We start from the raw sequence: 21,504 nt of genomic DNA on the forward strand, positions 1-21,504 counted from the left end.
CGGGTTAATCCAGTTCGAACTTCTTCTGGTAAAACCACCGAATACGTCGCTCCTGCAAACGTCTGCTCCTGTCCTCTTGGGTGATCCGTTGGAAGATCGAGGACAGGCAAATCGGACAACTGTTCTTTCCAGTAGCTCAATTCCTGTTGCATTTGCTCCGTTTCCATCCATAATTGTTCCTGCCAAGTGTAATCAACATATTGTATAGAAAGTGGAGCAACTTCCTCTCCTTGATAATACTGGAAAAATCCATCTGTCAAAATCTGCAATGAAGCTCCATCTGCGACAATATGATGCATGTCGAACAAGAGATACCAACACTCATCTGCCAATTGATATGCATACAACTTGGCTAACGGTCCTTCCGTAAGATCCAAAGTACTTGTTAGAACTTGATCCATCCGTTTATTGCCTTCTACCGGCGGGTTTCCATGCAAACGTAAATCTTCATATTGGAAGCAATCATCGTAAAGTTCCGTTATCCGCTGATATAGCTGTCCATCTTCAAAGTAAAAAATTGTACGAAGGGCTTTGTGTCTTTGAAGTAAGGATCGATAGCTTTCCTTTAACTTTTCACGAACCAATTTCCCTCTTACTTGTAAAACAATTGGCATACGATATAAATTACGTTCAGAAGAATACTGATCAAAAAACCACAATCGTTTTTGTGCAAATGATGCAGGGATTTCCCTCGGTTTCACCTCTTGTTTTGAAGAAAGATGCGAATCCGCTGCCGGAAGTTGCAAAAGCGGAGATAATGTTTCAATTGTTGGCTTAGTAAATAGCGATTGTAATGGTAGAGAAACTCCACAATCTCTTTGAATTCGAGCAATGATTTGTGTTGCTAGCAATGAATGCCCACCAATAGAAAAAAAATTGTCTTGTATACCAAATTGGTCATGCCCTAAAACCTCTGACCAAATGTTATATAACTGTTTCTCTTCCTCGCTCACAGGATGATAATAGGTCTGTTGGTTTTTGTTTATAAAGTTATATTGCGCAGCTAGCTGCTTTCGATCTACTTTTCCATTTGAGGTCAGTGGAAAAGTAGATAATTCGATGAAATTACTAGGAATCATATAGGCAGGAAGTTTACTCTCGAGCCAAGCCTTCCAATCACTTTGTCTATTTGCTTTCAGATAAGCAACTAACTGTTTATCACCTTGTCTCATTTCTTTAGCGAGTACAACAACATCACTTACTGCTGGATGTGTTGTCATAACTGCTTCAATCTCACCAAGTTCTACACGAAAACCACGAATTTTGACTTGATGATCCAATCGACCTACAAAATGTATCAAACCATCCTGATCAAGACGAACCAGATCACCAGAACGATACAATCTACCTTTACCGGCAATAGTTACAAATTTTTCTGCTGTAAGTTCAGGTCTGTCGGCATAACCTAATGCTAAACCATCTCCACCAATGTACAATTCTCCTGGTACACCAAGCGGAACTTCCATTTCATTGTCATCTAAAATATAGACATAGGTGCCATTTATCGGCCTTCCGATTGGAACGGATGCACCTCCATACCAATCTGCTGGAATTGGATAACAACAAGTGAAAGTTGTATTTTCTGTTGGGCCATAACCATTGATCAATTGTGGTCCATTTTGCGCTAATATTTGTTTTACATGGCTTGCCGATACAACATCTCCACCAGTTATCAAGTATCGAAGACCTAAGATCGATGGGAGATGTTCTTCGACCATGAGTCGAAACAGTCCGGCTGTCAACCATAATGTTGTTACTTGATTTTGTACAATGGCATCACTTATATCTTCTAAAGATGGCGTAACAGGGTGCATAATTATCAACTTCGCACCATTTAAGAAACATCCCCAAATTTCCAATGTAGCAGCATCAAAAGCAACTGGAGCCAATTGTAAAAAAACATCATCTGGTATAATTTCCATATAATTTGGTTTTTGGACGAGACGAACAATTCCTCTTGCAGTGATCTCCACGCCTTTTGGTTGACCTGTCGATCCGGATGTATACATCACATAAACAAGGGAATCAATGGTTGCAGGTGAATCATAATTGCTTGTACTCACTTCACCAAAATCTATTTTCTCCCATATTAATGTAGAAAATGATACATCTTGAAATCGATCTACAAACTTAGCTGAAGTGAATACTAAAGATAGTTTTGCATCAGATAACAGATAAGCAAAGCGCTCGTTAGGATACTGAACATCAAAAGGTACATAGACAGCACCCAATTTTGTAATTCCAAGCATACTGATATAAAGTTCCATAGATCGCTCGAAGCAGATACCAATTCGGTCTCCTGCTCCAATTCCGTGTGCAGATAAATAGCGGGCTACTTGATTTGCTCTGTCATTCAATTCTTGATAGGTACAGCATTCCCCACCCAATTGCATTGCGATAGCATGTGGATTTTGTTGTACTTGTCGCTCAAACAGAGCTGGAATAGATTGTTCTTCATATGTTTTCTCAGCACGATTCCATTCCAATGCTTCATTTTTTTTACCTTCTGTATGTATACTTACTTGATGAACACATGCATTTCGGTCAGACGTCAAACTAACTAGCAGCAGCTCTAACTGCTCTAGCATCCTAGCAATGGTAGTAGCTGCAAATAAATCTGAATTGTATTCCAAAATAGCACGAAGTTCTTCATCTTCTTCTATCATTGTCAACGTCAGATCAAACTTTGCAATGGACTGGGGTAATAACATTGGCTCAAACTGGATAGAAGAATCAGTTGGTGTGTCTAAATTCATATTTTGTAATACAAACATAGCTTGAAAGAATGGAGATAGGGAGGTTTGCCTATCTGGTGAAACTGCTTCCACAACTTTATCAAATGGAACCTCTTGATGAGAAAAAGCATCTAATACCGTATCTTTTACACGTCCAATCAATTGGTCCCATGTTGGATTCCCTGATAAATCTGTTCGAAGCACAATGGTGTTCACAAAAAATCCAACCACTTTCTCCCATTCAGACTGAAAACGACCCGCCACAGGACTTCCAACTACAATATCTTTTCCCCCACCATATCTGGATAGAAGTAATTGAAATGCCGTGAGTAAAACCATATAGAAACTTGAACCAGTCGATTGTGCAACTTGGTGAAGCCTACGAACCAAATGAGAGGGAAAAGTTGTCGTTATACTTGAACCTCGATAAGATTCTTCTGCGCCTCTAGGATAATCAGTCGCTACTCGTGTCATAGGTAAGTCTTGTAATTTTTTCTTCCAATAAGCCAACTGACTGGCTTCTTTACCCCAATCTTTTCCTTGTTCAATAGCTGCATAATCAAGATAATCAATTTCATTTACTGGCAATTGTTTCCCATCATAAAGAGCAGCTAGATCTCTAACAAGTACCCCTAAAGACCATCCATCCATTACAAGATGATGAGCTAAAATTAGCAGTCTCCATTCGTTTTTCAATTGATATAGATAAATTCGAAATAAAGGCCCTTGTAAAAGATCAAATGTTTGTTCCAAGTCATGGTGTATGCAAGATTCTACAAATTTCTCAGGTTGTGCTTCTCCCCTTAAATCTTGATAAAAAAACCAATCGGTAAGCTGTGAATGCAAGTGTTGTTCAGGAGTCCCATCTTCATTTGCATGAAAAGTAACACGAAGGATAGGGTGTCTTTCCATCAATTGTTCTAATGCGTGATATAGTCTTGTAAGTTCTACATTACCTGTCAACTTATAAGCAGCAGGTACAGAGTAAACCGTTGTGTTAGGGACAAGTTGCTCCCAAAACCATATCCTTTGTTGTGCAGAGGAAAGTACGACTGGTTTTTGTTTATCTAATATAACTTTGGTGGGAGTATCTGTTTCTAATTGGACATCAATATATTCAGCTACTTCACATAAAGGAACATCAAGTACATAGTCAACTGAAATATCTACTTCGAAAGTTTCTCTAAGGTGATCTATCATATTTTCAGCAACATGTTTTTCAGAAAAAAAGTCGTAAACGCTTGTATATGTTTTATCACTCCAAATTCCCCATATTTCTGCAACTAATTCTTCTGTGACAGTATGAAAAGAAATAGGAAAAGAAGTTCCCTCCGCTTTTTCAAACGAAGGAACTTCTACAAATATGGTAGAATCGAGATTATCAACTGCCATCATTTTTAAATACTGTCGAAGTTCAAATCTTTTAAGAGCTTTTGTTCTTTTAGAGACAAAATAGACAATTTGCTTATTTTGCTCTCTTTTGATTTCCATATAAGATAGGAAAGGATGTTGCATTAATATAGCTTCTAATGCTTTTCCCTTTGTGTTTGTATTTTTGTTATCCACTCTGGTCAACCCTTTCTTACAGAAGCCTTACGAAGAAGATTTTGTTTTATTTGCTTGACTAACTCACTAATTGTCGGAGATTCAAATAACACCTTAAGCGGAAGGTTACAACGATACAATTCATTCACTCGAGTAATAATTTGAGTAGCCAGAAGGGAATGCCCACCTAGCTGAAAAAAATTATCCTCTACACCGATTTTTTGCTTTGATCCGATTAGTTCCTCCCAGATCGAGACCAACCTCTGCTCCATAGGAGTAGAAGGTGCAACATAAGATGATGTAAGCTCAATTTCCATTTGTAGCAATGATGCTTTGTTAATTTTACCATTTTCTGTCATCGGAATTTGCGTTAACCACTTAATTGATGCTGGATGCATGTATTCAGGTAACTTCTGCTTTATTAATGTTTGCCATTCTGTTTGTAAATCTCGATTTGCCTGAACAAAACCATGTAACACTTTTTCTCCATTTGCTTGTTCTTGCATAAGTACCACAGCTTGGGTCACTTCTTCATGCTCCATCAATACTGCTTCAATCTCTCCTAGTTCAATTCTATATCCGCGTAGTTGAACTTGATCATCTTTTCTCCCAATGAACAGTAGTTGACCATCCATTCCATAGCGGACAATATCTCCAGTTTGATAAACTCTGCCTAATTGGGAGTGATGGATAAACTTTTCTGTTGTAAGATCCGTTTGCTTTCGATAACCATTGGCTAGACTCTTTCCTGATAGCCACAATTCGCCAAGAACACCGATTGGAAGTTGTTGACCAAATCCATTCACAACCGCGACCGAGGTTCCAGCTATAGGAAATCCGATCGAAGGCAGACCATGCCCATCCCCTTCTGCATGCACTACACCAGATGTAGCGACAACTGTATTCTCTGTAGGCCCATAGTGATTTACTACTTTTACTGGAAATGATGCTGGTGTATATCGGCGAAGCTGATCTCCGCCAGTTAGCAATACACGTAATGAAGTTTCACCAGACCAATCCAATTGGAAAAACGCTTCACAAATTACTGTAGGAACAAAACTGATGGAAATTTTAGCTTGAATCAACCAATTTTTCAATCGACTAGGAGAAAGCCTATTTTCCTCTTCTGCTATTACTAATGTCGCTCCACTCGCTAATGCTGTCCATATCTCCCAAACAGAAGCATCAAATCCAACTCCCGCTAACATAGAACACCTATCCTTGCGAGTAAGCTCATAAGTAGTTTGATGCCAATCTACGAGTTGTTGCAAAGATGAATGAGTAATCTCCACTCCTTTTGGATTTCCTGTCGATCCTGAAGTGTAAACGACATAAGCTAGATGATGAGGCTGAACTAATCGCGTATGGATGGTTGGCATACTGATCCATTTTGATTTATCTGTATCCATACATATCAAATGCTTATTGGAATCTGTACACTTGGATTGGAAGCAACTATCTGTAATAATTACGTTCATCCCAGAATTTTGGATCATACTGTTGATTCGATCATCTGGATAAGCTGGATCGATCGGTACATAGGTAGCTCCTAGAAGATGAATCGCTACCAAACTTATAGCTAATTCGATAGACCGGTCTAAAAGCACACCCACGCAATCTTCTGGTTTTACTTCTGCCATTCGCAAATAATAAGCAAGCTGCGCTGCATTTTGATATAACTCACCATATGTCAGAGTTCCCGTAGGGCTTTCAATAGCAAGATGATCAGCAGATTCTGTAGCATGAATTACAACTCGTTCTAGTACTGATAAAGGATTCGACACCTCTTTTGTTTGATGCCAGTTTTGAAGTTGTACTTTTTCTTCTTCCGGCAAGAAATCTAGTCCTGCAATTGTTCCATCATCGGATTGGACAAGCTGCTGAAGAAGGCTGGTAAACAAACGCATAAATCGCTTTATTGTGCCTTCATTCCAATTACTGCTGTTGTACATCCATTTAAAAAACAAACGTTCTCCAGGCGCTACCACCAATACAAGAGGGTAATGACTTTTCTCTAACCCTTTTAACTCTGAGATTTGAATACTTTCCTTTTCTAAAGAGCGCATTTGGTAATTTTCCATTACTAACAAATAGTGAAACAATGGCTCCTTTTTACCTGCACCAGCCCAATCAGCAATTTTGGTCAGTGGAACATATGCATATTCTTCTGTATCTTTTAGCTGTTGTTGCAATCCAATAAGATAGTTGTTGATTAATAGATTTTTGTTTAATTCTATTCTCACTGGAACGGTGTTAATAAATGGTCCGACGATTTGTTCCACACCATTTAAAGAACCTGGTCTACCTGAAACTGTCGTTCCGTATAGAAAATGAGTTTGACCACTATAGGCTGATAAGAAAATACCCCAGACAGCTTGAATAACTGTATTCATGGTCACTTTTTGTCGTTTTGCAAACAACTTGATTTGTTCCGTCCATTCATCTGACAAGTAGGTGGTCCATTCTTCATGAGTCGATTTACTGCCATCATGGGCTTGTATTGCTATTACTGCAGCAGTTGCATCTGCCAATTGGTGTGACCAGTAAGATTTGGCTAGCTCCTCATCTTGTTCTGACAGCCATTTGAAATACTGTTCATAAGAAGCGGCAGATGGTAACTGTAATCTGTGTTGTGTTAACAATGATTGATAGATTTGCAGCAATTCTTCTAAAATAATCGGCATACTCCATCCATCAAATACAACATGATGATAACTCCATATTGCTCGATGTTCATGTTCCCCAATCGAAATGAACTCCACACGCATCAAAGGAGGTTCGGTCAAATTAAATCCTTTTTTACGATCGTTTACTAAAAAGTCTATTAGTAATTGTTCTTGTTCTGCTCTATTCTTGTCAGACCAGTCCATTTGATGAATGGGTATTTCCAAGTGATTCCACGCTATCTGATGCGCCTTACGAACCCCTTTCCACCAAATCGAAACAGTTAATTGGGGATGCCTTTCCATTAACCTGTTCCAAGCTTCACGAAAAGCCGTAACATTTAGTTCACCTGTGATCTTCATAGTCATTTGAATGACATAAGCTTCATTGTCATTTTCATAGAGACTATGAAACAACATACCTTCCTGAAGTGGACTCAAAGGATAAATACTTTTCACATCTGCTAATCTTGGTACTTTTAAAAGCTCTTCAGTTGATAGCTTTGCTGATGGAAAATCAGCTAACATCGGTTGTGTTTTTTTAGTCACGCAATGTTGAATAAGTAAATTCAACTGTTGCTGATAAAGTGTTATCCAAGATGTAATCTGAACTTTCGAAAACTGGAGTGGGTCATAAATAAATTTCACTTGAAGCTGATCTTCTTGAACAGCGGACCACACATCTAAAGCATAGGGTCGACGGAAAGCAGGATCTATTAAACTCCCTATTCTTTCTGATGTAGAAGTTGCCCAGATAGACTGAGGATCAGCTTGAAACTGACCAAGATAATTAAAACTAATTTGGGAATTAGATGATAATTTTTCCATTTTTAAGCATTTTAACATCCCATACGTTATTCCTTGTTTCCTAACACGGGATAGTTGTTTTTGAACAATTGGCACTAACTGTTCCCACTCTTCAGCTGCAATATTAAACTTTACTGGATAGACAGCTGTAAACCATCCAATTGTTCGAGAGAGATCTGTGCCATCTACAATCGATTCTTCTCGTCCATGTGCTTCTAAATCAATGGATACAGTATCATTACCTGACCAAGCATGATAGGAACTCACTAGTGAAGATAGTAGCAACTCCGAAACATGAGCTCTGTATGATTGAAAGCTCTGAGTTAAAAGTTGTCTTGTAAGTTCTTTTGGCAATCGGAAAGAGATCTCTTTCACATCACTCTGTCTATTTTCACTTTCTCCCATACATACCGGCAATAATTCATCTTCTTTAACTTGTTGCTCATTCCAAAAAGCAATTTCTTTTGCCCAATCTTGAGATTGAGTAAGTTTCCATAATGTATTAGACCAGGCTTGATAGGATGTCGTTTTTGCAGATAGTATCGGTTCTTTTCCCATCTCTATTTGCTGATATATGTCAGATAAATCTTCTAGAATAATTCTCCAAGATACACCATCAATAATAAGATGATGCGCCACCAATAATAATTTATCATCTTGATTGATAGCATGTTTAAAATAGATAGCACGAAATACAGGGCCTTCGTTCAAGTGAAGACTTATCTGTGTTCTCTCACCTACTTGCTTAATCGCTTCCATTTGTTCCTCTTCGGAAAATGAACTAATATCCAATACCTGAAATGGTACACTAGCCGATATCGTGCTATACGATTGGCGCCATCCTCTGTCTGTCTCTACGAATCTCAACCGGAACGAGTCATGATGTTCCATTAATTTCTCTAGTGCGTTAGTTAAAATGGAGGCAGACAGAGGTTGCTTCAAAGTCAGCAACATCGCTTGGTTAAAATGATTTGGATTTTCCATCTTTTGATCAAAGAACCAAGTCTGTATTGGTGTAAGCGAAACTTCACCTACAATTAATCCTTGATCATGTTTGGCTTCTTGTGCTAATTTTGCAACTTTCGATAGTTCAAAGATAGTTTGGTGGCTAAACACTTGCTTGGCAGTAATTGCTACACCCGCATTTTTTGCACGTGCAACCATCTGAATGCTGATAATCGAATCTCCGCCAAGTTGAAAAAAATTATCATGTACACTGACCTGTTCGATGTTAAGTAATTGCTCCCATATTTCTGCTAATTGACACTCTATCTTCGTACGAGGAGCAATAAAAGCATCTTCGTCTACTAACTGATCCCATTTTGGTTCAGGCAGATTAGCACGATCAAATTTTCCATTTTCCGTAAGTGGTAGAGACGGTAAAGGAATGAATAATTTCGGCAACATATGAGTAGGAAGTTTTTGGGCTAGTTCATCCTTTACATACTGGATATCATCGCCATCCATTTCTACATAAGCTACTAGATTGTTGTTAGCAACCAGTACTACCACCGATTCATGAACCCGATCTAATTGTGCTAAGGTAGCTTCTATCTCCCCCAATTCCACTCGATAACCTCGTATACTGACTTGTCGATCCATCCTGCCTTGAAAATGAAGATTTCCATCAGCCATCATCCTCACACGATCTCCTGTTTTGTACAAACGACCATATTTAGGATGTTGAATAAAAGCCTGTTCGGTTTTCTCCGATAACTCATGATACTTTGCTGCCAACTGATTTCCACCAATACATAATTCCCCAGGCACACCTATGGGAACCGGCAAACCTTTTTCATCTAGTATGTATATATGTACCCCATAAATCGGTTTTCCAATAGAAGGAGACCAAGTTCCTTTAGATGGCACAAGACCTGCTGTAGTTACTACTGTATTTTCTGTAGGACCATAATGGTTGTATATTGGCACTGGAAAATCATCTGGAGGATAGACATGCAACTGATCTCCACCCGTTAATAAGTATCGTAAACTTCCTCCATTTGCCCAAGGAATAGAAAGTAGCTGTGCAAGTAACGGTGTTGGTATAAAGCTAATCGTTATACCTTGACAGATTAACCAATCCCGCAATTCAGTTGGATCTGCTTTTTTCTCTTCATTCGGTATTATCAATGTTCCCCCAGCTGCTAAAGTTGGCCAAATTTCCCATACTGCAGCATCAAATGCTGGTCCTGCTAACATTGTTGTTCGATCTTCAATTGTCAATTGGTAAGATTGGCGATGCCACTGCACCAAATTATGAAGCCCTCCGTGTGTGATACACACTCCTTTAGGTAATCCAGTTGATCCACTCGTGTAAACCATATAAGCGAGCTGATTTTCTTCGATTGGAGAAAATAGCGCATCTGTTGGCATATGGTCCCAGGAAACAGGATGTTTGTCTATGACAAACGTGGTTGTTGCTAATCCGTCAAGCCACCCAGTCAGGTGATGTTGAGTCAATAGGACGGATGCACCAGAGTCTTCAATCATAAAAGCTAATCGATCAAGTGGATATGTTGGATCTAATGGTACATAACATGCTCCCAGCTTCATCACACCTAAAAGTGCTACAACCAATTCAGGGCAACGATGAGAGCATATGGCAACTCGATCATGCTTACCGACTCCGATAGAACGCAAAAATAATGCTAGTTGAGTCGATTGTTGTTCTAATTCTAAATAAGATAATGATTTTTGATCTTCTACTACTGCTAAGCCCTCTGAAACGATTTCAACTTGTGCTTGAATATGATCAGTTAATGATCGAAACTCAAAACTAGCCTTTTCCTCTGACACAGACCATAAATGAAGCATCTCCACTTCTTCTTCGCTCAATAAAGAAAAACTTTGGAAGTTCTGATCCAAATCACGAACCATTTCTTGTAAAATCTGTTCGTAATTTTTCATGATACGCCGAATGGTCTTCTCTTCAAAAAGATTACAATTGTATTCAAATGTTAGAAATATACCATCTGTCTGCTCTACAGCAGTAAGAGTTAAATCAAATTTGGCAGATGGGAGAGAAACTGGAATAGGTTGAATAACAAGATCTCCTTTGTTCTGCCTTTCGTTGGAAATCGACTGCATCGCAAACATTATTTGAAACAAAGGAGATTCGCCTAATTTACGATCTGGAGCTACTGCATCCACTATTTTTTCAAATGGTACCTGACTGTTGGCATATGCTTCGAGTGATATTTCTCGAACCTGCTGCAATAAATCTGTCCATGTCACAGCATTATTCAAATCTGCACGAATAACGATCGTTTCTACAAAAAATCCTATCAACCCTTCTAACTGCTCATCATCTCTCCCCGCCACAGGACTACCAACTGCAATGTCAGTTTGACCTGTATAACGACTCAACAATACTTGGAACGCAGCAAGTAATACCATATACAGCGTGGAACCTTGTTCATTACTCAATGCTTTCAAATCTTGAGACAAAGAAACAGATAATAGATGATATATGCTGTTTCCTTCAAAGGATTGTTCATTCAGCCTCGGAAAGTCAGTTGGTAGAACAAGAGATGGCAAGTCTGACAACTTTTCTTTCCAATAGGATATTTTCCGATTCCAACTTGTTGATTCAGCCATCTCTTCTAAATATTTGGCATAATCTACTGGTTCCAATGGAAGAGTTGGTAAATCAATATCTTTTTCCATCCAAATACTTTCATAAACATGGAAAAGCTCACGAGCTAAAATAGACAAGGACCATCCATCTGCGATCAAATGATGCATCAAGAAAAATAAATAAAACTCATCGTCAGCAAGCCGGTACAGCTTTACCCGAATTAACGGCGAAGAATCTAAAGAAAATGGAACTTCTATCTCTTTTTCAATTTGCAATTTGGCCTCTTGCTCTGGATTTTCAGCAGAGCAAACATCCATCTCTTCCAATGAAATGGTTAGAGTTTCTTCAACCAACTGATAAGGAACACCATCTTCTTGATAGAAAGAAGTTCGAAGAGCTGGATGACGGGCAATTAGATAACAAATTGCTTGTTCCAAACCTTGTATTTCCATATGACCTTTTACTTTTAATACGAAAGGCAAGTGATACACATGCTTCAAAGGCAAGACTTGTTCTAAAAACCAAATTCTCTTTTGTGATGGAGAAAGTGGTAATTTTCCAGTTTTCTGGTATCTTTCAATTGGTTCATGTTCTTCTTGGTGAGTATGTAACATCTGATCCAAATCTCGTGCTAATTGCTTGATAGTTGGCGATTGAAATAAAGAACGAATCGGCATTGTCACTTGAAAAATTCTAGCTATTCTCGAAATAACTTGCGTCGCCAGCAAAGAATGTCCACCTAGAGCAAAAAAGTTATCGGTTGTGGATACGCTTTGTATTCCCAATACTTCTTTCCAAACCCCCTTGAGAATCTCTTCTAATGGGGAATCGTTTGTAGGAAGAATGACATCCACCCGTTCCATTTGCCTGTCTAAAAGTGCTTTCCGATCAATTTTTCCATTAGGGGTCAAAGGAAACTCACCTATTTCAATAAAATGGTTAGGCACCATATAAGAAGGCAAAAATGACGTGAGATAATTTTCGTAGTCAAAGTGATTAACTTGACCCATCACATATGCGATCAGCTGATTTTCTTTGGCTACTACTATGGCTTTTGTTACTTCTGGATGTTTTTCTAAGATATGCTCAATTTCTGCTAATTCAATGCGAAACCCTCGAATTTTAACTTGATGATCCAATCTACCTAAATACTTTAACTCCCCGTTTCCCAGCAATACTACTTGATCTCCTGTACGGTAGAGTTTCTCTCCTGAACGAAAAGGATGATTGACAAACTTTTCTTCCGTTAATGTAGGTCGATTCATATAACCAGTTGATATTCCAGCTCCTCCAAGGTATAGTTCTCCTGGTATGCCGATTGGCATCAACTTTCCATGATCATTCATCACAAATACTTCTGTATGATCAATCGGCTGACCAATGGTGGGAACTTTCATCGAACCTTTCTCTACTAAAGAATAAGTAGAATAGGTGGTATCCTCAGTTGGCCCATATAAGTTATAGACTTTTTCCACATTACCCAATTCATAAAGCTTTTGTGCCAAACCATTTGTTAAAGACTCTCCTGCTAGATTTACTGTTTTTACTTTAGATGGTATAGCATCAAGCTCCAATAACTCAGCAATAGCAGAAGGAATCGTATTTATTAGGGTCACCTGTTTTCTTTCGGTCAATTCTGCCAATTCAAGTATATTTTCAACTCCAATAACCATTCCGCCATTACTTAGAGGGAAAAACAACTCAAATACGGATAAATCAAAGCAAATGGAAGTGGATGCTAACACTCCAGCTCTTTCTTCTGGTGAAAATATCGTACTCGCCCATTGCATCAAATGAACAGCATTACGATGAGTAATCATTACACCTTTTGGTTCTCCTGTAGAACCCGAAGTATAGATCACATAAGCAAGGGACATATTACTTCCCTCTAACTGTAAGTCTTCGGGTGATAAACTTGCCATAAGATCCGTCACTTGATCATATAGCAGCGTTTCTCCTTGATATGATGTCACTACATCCGAAGTAGTGATCATGAACTTAGCTTTTGCATCACTTAGTATGTACGATAACCTCGCCTCTGGGTAAGTCAGATCAATCGGAAGGTAGGCACCGCCCATTTTCCAGATGGCATAAAAAGCAATCACCATCTCAATGGAGCGTGGCATACCGACTGCTATCACATCTCCTGCCTGCATCCCTCTTTGTAAAAGCAGACGTGCCAACTGGTTGGCGTGATTATTTAATTCCTGATACGTAATCGTTTCTGTTCCCCAATGAATAGCAATTTTGCCAGAAGATACAGTTACTTGTTTTTCCAAAAGTTGATGCATACGTTCATCAGAAAGAATCAAATTAGAATCGGACGGATTCCAAGAAAAAATTTGTTGTTTTTCCTCCATGGTTGTCCATTCTATAGAAGATAGACTTTGATCTGGCATCGCTAGTATCTGCAGCAAAATATGTTGGTAATGCGAAGCAAGTGCATTCACCCTTGCAGATGACACAGTCGAGTTATATATCCATCTACAACGAATTTCTTCATTTGGAATAACCATCAAAGTCAATGGAAAATGTGATCGCTCAATCGATTCTTCTATCACCAAAGAAAAATCCTCTTGTTTCCATTCTTCTAATGGGTAATTTTCATAAACAAATATGTTATCAAATAGATTGAGATCCTTTGCTACTTGGCTGTATGCTCCTATATCAGCCAATGATGTATGTTCATACATCCGCATATCTAGCAATTTTTGTTGCAATTGTTGTAACCAATCTTGTATTGCATCTTCAAATGTTACTGCCTCATGTACAGGTACCGTATTCATATGCATACCAACACGATTCTCATAATTTTCTAGTAAAGCAGATCGTCCTGAAACAGCCATTCCAACAACAATATCTGATTTCGAGGTAAAAAGGCTGACTGTCAGCATCCAAGCGCCTAGCAGCAAAGTAGATTCTGTAATATTCAACTGTTTTGCTATCTGTCTTATTAATTTCGTCTGTTCAGCTGAAAAAACAAGATTATGCTCGGATGGTACTACTGACTGAGATTGTTCATGGATTTGCTGATCCGATAAAAAAGTTGGTTCTTCTATCGAAGTTACTTGCTTTCCCCAATAATCTAAGGCTTCTGACTGATCATTTGCATCTATCCAAGCCACAAACTCAGAAAACAAAGAGGATTCCAAAAAGTCTGCCTTCCTATTATAAAAATCAAGTAGCTCTTTCAATACAATAGGACAGCTCCAGCCATCCAAAAGTAAATGATGAAATGTCCATAAAATTCGATACTGTTTTTCTGCAACTTTGATCATTGTTACTCTAGTTAGAGGAGCCTCTTGTAGATCGAATCCTAACTCTCTATCTTGAATAAGCAATTGCTCCCAGGACTCTTCTTGACTTTTTTCTGTAAGATGACTCCAATCTTTTATCTCAAAGGGTATATTTCCCTCATCTGAGACCACTTGAAGTGGAGTGGACAACTCTTCCCAAAAAAAAGCAGTACGAAACACGTCGTGACGCTGTACAATATGTTTCCATGCCTGTTCAAATCGAATCAAATCTATAGAACCATTAAGTCGAAGACACAATTGATTTACATACACACCAACGGTAGTGTCATCCAGCGAATGAAACAATATACCTTGTTGAGCAGGTGTTAAAGGATAAACGTCTTGTATTCCTTCTTGCAACATTTATCGGCCCTTTCTCTCCTTGATTTTAGAAAAGATTCTAGATAAGTCGGAATCTTTTATTTTACTATTGTTCCCTGACTTCAACTTTCGATCTTTTTGCTTGAAAGACATACACTCCTCATGAAATGCGGCAGCGAAAACAGAAATGGTATTCTCTCGATAGAGCGCTCTACTATAAGCCCAAGAAACAATCAACTTACCCTCTTGAATATAACAATTGATCTCCATCAAATAAGGACGAGTTACTTCTTGATATTTACGTGGTCCATAAAAAGACAAATGGGTAAATATCCCATCCTTTTCGATCATCTGATCAAACTGGCCCAAATAGTTGAAACAAATAGGTGATGTTTCAGTACTCCTTATCTCTTCATCTCTGCTTAGGTACCGTAAAATTCCAAATCCTATACCTCCATTAGGAATGCTTCGGAGTTGTTTTTGAACAATCGAAATACCATCTTTTGTAGCATCTCCTTGAAAGATAACAGGGAATATACTCGTAAACCATCCAATTGTCCGTGAGACATCCAAATTTTCCCTTTGATGATCTCTTCCATGTCCTTCTACATCTAACTTCAATGTTTGCTTTCCAGACCACTTTTGATAACCTTTCCAAAGTGCCGTTAATAGCAATTCATTCATCTTTATTGTGAATGACTGTTCAAGTAAATTTTTGGTTTCCTCTTTGGTAAAGACTTGTATATACTCCTCCACCTGAGTATCAGTGTTTACTCCATCTTTGTAATCTATTGGGAAACGATCTTTGGCAGGCCGAATAATTTCTAGCCATTGATGTTTCTCTTTCTGAGTGAGTATAGAATCTGTACTGTGAAACTTCAAATACTTAGACCAATTAGCATAGGATGTAGTTTTTGCTGGAGGTGCCAAAGGAATCCCGGTTTCCAGCTGATGATACAGTCGATTGATATCATCAAGCAATATTCTCCATGAAACACCATCCACCGCTAAGTGATGAACGACAAGAATTAATTTTGCAGCCTCTCCTTTTTTCTGGACAAAAGTTGCATGTATTAATGGGCCATCCGTAATATTTAACTGTTGTTCTGATTGTCGATGTATTTCTGTTAATGATGCCTCTTTCGCTTCCACCACTCGGAAAAAAGATTGCTTTTCGGTTTCTGCATTCCAACATGTCCAATGATCTTGTTCTTTGCGAAATCGAAGACGCAACGCATCGTGATGCTCCACCACTTTTTGTAAAACTTGTTCCAAAAGAGAGGATTTCACTCTTTTCTCAAGTGTAAGGATCATCGATTGGTTCCAATTGTTATAATTAGGTATATTTTGATAAAAAAACCATTTTTGCACAGGTGTAAGGCCTACTTCACCAGTAACTACACTTTGGTCAATGGAAAGTTTTGATTTATTTACTGCTATACAAGCCATCATACCAATCGTCGGATGAGTGAAGAAATGTTTGGGACTTAGTTGTAAACCAACCCTCTTAGCTTCCGCAATTACTTGTAAACTCAAAATAGAGTCTCCACCTAATTCAAAGAAGCGATCATTGATTGCGATACCATCTTTCTTCAACACTTTTTGCCAAATAGCTAATAGTTTCATTTCTGTTTCATTTGTTGGTTGCATGATTTTATTTTCATGGTGATTCTCAGTAGGTTCCGGCAGTAACTTTCGATCAATTTTTCCATTTAAGGTCAATGGAAAAGAAGATAACTCTACTACATGATTTGGCACCATATAAGAAGGTAATTTGTTTTCTAAAAACTCCTTTATAGAAGACAACTCCAGTTCTTTTCTATCCTGCTTTTTCGTAAAGTAAGCTATTAGTTGTTGGTCATTCACCATCACAACAACATCTTCTACTGTGGGATACTCACAGAGTGCAGCCTCAATTTCTCCTAATTCAATACGATAACCTCTCACTTTGACTTGAAAGTCCGATCTACCAATATAAATAAGCTCTTGTGTTGACGAAAATTTCACTAAATCACCTGTACGATACAATTTTCCATATTTGGGATGATCAATGAACTTTTCTGTTGTCTTCTCAGGTTGACCAACGTACCCACGGGCAACTCCTGCCCCTCCGATGCATAGTTCACCAACGGTTCCATTAGGAACGATTTGAAGATGGGAGTCTAATATATAAACATTGGTATTGGAGATAGGTTTTCCGATTGTTGGAGACGTTTTTTTTTCTTTGGATATAAGCGTATAAGTACTATAAGTCGTACATTCAGATGGTCCGTATAAATTGTAGACTTTACGTACTGTCTTAACTTGATATAATTCATCGACGAATTTCCTAGTTAAAACCTCTCCAGCAAGGTTTATCGTCGTTACAGATGATGGTAGACCTAATGCAACGAGGGCTTTTGCCACGGAAGGTACCGTATTGAGAAGAGTAACTTCCTCTGCTGCCGATAGAGATGGTAGAGAAAGTGCATTTTCAGTAATAATCACTTTACCACCTGTCAGCAAAGGTACAAATAACTCAAAGATAGATAAGTCAAAACAGATAGAAGTCCCAAATAATACTCCAGCCAATTCACTTGCTGGAAATACGCTTTGCGCCCATTGTACAAAAGTCATCGCTTGAAAATGTTCAATGGCAACACCTTTTGGTTTTCCTGTAGAACCAGATGTATAAATAAGATAAGCAAGATCATGTACATCTTGATTCGTCTTTGTATCATACTTAGGAAAATTTCGCCAAACACTTCTTGTAGCAAGTAATGTTGGTGTATCGATTCTCCCAAGTTTTGATTGCCTATCAGGTTCGATTATTACCAAAGATGTCTTTGCATCTTGTATCATATAATTTAAACGATCTTCTGGATAAGAAAGATCTAAACCAACATAGGCTGCTCCGGTCTGTAATACAGCCATCATCGCTACTAATAACGGATACTTTCGTCTTAGTGCAATACCGACTACTTGCTGACTTCCTATTCCTCTTGCTTTTAACAAATGTGTAAATTGATTAACATCGTCTTTCATCTGTTGATAAGAGAAACGATCAAGGCCATCTACTACTGCTATCGCTTCCGGTGTTTTTCTTACTTGTTCCATCCATGCTTGGTTTAACGTCAGAACAGGAGCTTGTGTTTTTTCTCCAAGGCCTGCTTGAATGATCTGCAATTCTTGTTCTTTTGACATACTCGAATACGAGTCAATGGAATGGTTTGGATTATGCAATATTTGCTCTAGCATAATCGAAAAACTCCCTGCTAATTGTTGCATGAGACTCTCTTCAAAAAGAAATGAATCATATTGCCAATGAAGAAATAATTCACCTTCGTATTCAGCAATTTTTAATGTCAAATCAAATTGGGATGTAGGATCTGGCAATGCTACACTCTCCAGCTCCCATTTTTCCCATTTTAGTTTAATGTTACCTACTCCAAGCGATATTGCTGCTGTTTCAGGAACATATAGTGTTTGTTCAAATGCAAGCATCGCCTGAAAAATCGAAGGAATACTCGGATCACGATAAACATTAAGATGTTCTACTAAATCAATAAAGCGTATCTCATTTTCAAAAACCTCTTGTACATGTTGAACTGTTTGTTTTAACAATTGAATGAATGTAGGAGAATTCGACAAGTCTCCTCGGATAGCGATAGGATTTACCATGTGATTCACTTGTTTCGAGGAAGAAATCGTCGATCTAGTTGTGGCAGGTGATCCAATTATCACATCTTTTTGTCCACTGTAACGAGATAGAACCAATTGATAGACAGCTAACAAAACTTGGTAAACTGTTGCTCCATATTCTCTAGCAAAAGTACGTAGAGATTGAACAAACTCAGATGAAATTTTGGTCTCTATGGTTCGACCTTGAAAAGATTGATTCATTCCTCTAGATCGTTTTTGAGGCAAAGACAAAATAGGCAATTCACCAGTTAACTTTTCTTTCCAGTAAGAAAGGGTCGATGCTGTTAACGTCTCTTTCTCCATCTGTATTGGGGCATTGGAATGTAAAGCAACTTTTGTCCCTGCCTCTAAAGCCAGATAACAGGTACGAAGTTCAGAAAGAAACATATCCAATGACCATAAATCACAAATAATATGATGGAAACAGAACAAAACAGTATACGAACCATCCAAATGTTTATATAAGTTTGTCCGAAACAATGGAGCTTGTTGTAAATCAAATGGCTTATAAGCATCCTCCATCAGTTGTGATCTAAAATCTACTATTGCTTCTTTCTCTGACCAATCAAGAGATACATTCTCTTGCGCTTGAAAAAATAAATTCCCATCCTCCTTTTCCTGAATAGAAGAGCGCAAAATGGTATTATGATCGACAAGCTGCTGAACAGCTTGAGACAAAATATACTTGTCTAATTCTTTTGGAAATCGAACAGCCATCGGCATTAAATAAGCTGCATTTTGAGGACATGTTTCATGAATGTACCAGAGCGCCTCTTGTCCTCGATTCAAAGGAATTTCCATACAGGGAATAGGGCTTGTATTTAAAATTTTACGTTCATTAGGACGTTCAAGTAATTGGGAATGAATACAACTAATAAGTTGATCCCAAGTCCAAGAAAGTAAAATTGGTATGGAGGGCAATTCAATATTCCAATTTTTTTCTAATAAAAATTTGAATTGAAGGATTTTTATAGAATCAAATCCAAAAAAAGAAAGCCTTTGTTGCTCCCACTTTGTTCCTATACCTTGTAATCCTAATAGACCAACCAAATCTGATTGCAACTCGATTCGTTGCATAGAAGGAGTTAATAAACTCCATTTTTGCCAATCAAACTCACCTTTGTTTACATTTATAGAAGAAGTATTCTTTTCTACCAATCGATGTACTACATTCAAATCATCTGCCAGATAAGCCTCTTTGCAAGCTCGGCGCTGTATCTTCCCGCTTGATGTTTTATTTACACTATTTTCTTCAATAAAGACCATTTCATAGCACGCAACACCATGTTCCTCTGACAATCTTTGCTGTATTTGGTGTGCTAACTGAGAAACATCTATGAGTTCCTTCGCATTTTTTCTCAACTCCTGCACAATAATCAGTTTTTCTTCGTTTTCATGATCAACAGAGAAAGCTGCCCCACAACCTGGACGAATAAAAGAAGAACAGGACTCTACTGTCAGTTCTAAATCTTGTGGATATAGATTTTTTCCACGAATAATAATAAGGTCTTTATATCTACCAGCAATGAACAATTCATCGCCCACAAAATATCCCAAATCACCAGTTCTTAAATATGGGCCATCACCATTTATCAATACAGCAAAATCTTCCTTTGTTTTTTCTGGTCGATTCCAGTACCCATGAGCTACACTACTTCCTTTAACCCATATCTCACCCACATCACTGTTTTCACATAAGGTCAAAGTCTCCGGATTTACAATTTTGACGGTCAATCCTGTTCCAACAGGTCCACAACTGACAACTATTCTTGAATCTTTCGAATCCGTGAAGCAAACTTTTCCATGGTTTAAATCGGAAATAGAAACAGATTGATATTTTGGTTTCTCATTCCATTTTGCTCCAGTGATAAATAATGTAGTTTCAGCCATTCCATACATGGGATAATGCGCTTCTGCACGAAATCCATGAGGAGAGAATACTTCTGTAAACTTTTCTAAAGTCTGATGCCTGACTGGTTCTGCACAATTGACTGCAACTCTCCAACTGCTTAAGTCTAAAGAAGCTCGCTCTACAGGGGTGATTTTTCGGATGCATAGATCAAAACCAAAGTTGGGACAACAAGTCGTCGTACCTCGAAAACGATCAATCGCTTTTAACCATAGATATGGATTTTCAACATATTGATAAGGTGATAGTGAAACAGCGTGAAAACCAACATACATAGGTTGGATCACACAACCAATCAAGCCCAAATCATGAAAAATTGGAAGCCATGAAACGCTAACATCATCTTCCGTATGTTGTAATCGCTCACAAATAATCGCTGAATTATCCAACATATTACCATGGCTTACCATGATACCTTTGGGATCACCAGTGGAACCTGAACTATATTGCAAATAAGTGACTGTATCACGATCTATTGTGACCTCTTTCCAAGACTCTGCCCATTCGTCCGATAATGTATCTGTTGGAAACCATTCCATATCCAAACCTACTAAATCCTTGCTTTTTTCTACATTTATTTGGTGTAAAACATCTGTTGTTGTTAAAGCAATCTTAGCTCCTGCATCTTTCACCACTGCTTGCAAACGAGCTGTTCGTCGATGCTGTTCTTCAGGTGGATAGCCAGGAACTGCTATAACTCCAGCATATAAACAAGCATAAAATGCACTAATAAAATCAAGTCCTTGGTGATACATCAACATAACTCGATCACCTTCTCGGACTTTGCTTTGAAGCCATGCTGCAATTGCTCTAGCTCGTAAATCTAATATTTTATATGTATAACTCACTACATCTTTATTTCCATCTTTTAAAAAGGTGTATGCTTTTCGATTCCCTTGATATTGGGCACGGTATCTAGCAATATCGATCAAAGTTCTAAATATTTTATCCATGATTCCTCCTTCATCTA

Annotated in this window: 3 protein-coding genes; all 3 read right to left on the bottom strand. The window is 38.2% G+C overall.

Going from position 1 to position 21,504, the window contains the following annotated elements; genetic code table 11:
* Positions 1-4,301: non-ribosomal peptide synthetase (locus AC5WOF_RS04850; protein WP_496048828.1), on the bottom strand; the 4,301-nt coding region annotated here is incomplete at its 3' end.
* 5 nt (positions 4,302-4,306) lie between these two features.
* Positions 4,307-14,986: an amino acid adenylation domain-containing protein gene (locus tag AC5WOF_RS04855; RefSeq protein ID WP_496048829.1), complete on the bottom strand. Its 10,680-nt coding sequence runs from the start codon at positions 14,984-14,986 to the stop codon at positions 4,307-4,309.
* Positions 14,987-21,487 carry an amino acid adenylation domain-containing protein gene (locus tag AC5WOF_RS04860; protein WP_496048830.1) on the bottom strand — a complete coding sequence of 2,167 codons (6,501 nt, stop codon included), beginning with the start codon at positions 21,485-21,487 and terminating at the stop codon, positions 14,987-14,989.
* Between the last annotated feature and the right edge of the window lie 17 nt (positions 21,488-21,504).

The sequence above is a fragment of the Shimazuella sp. NTD250 genome (assembly GCF_059510375.1).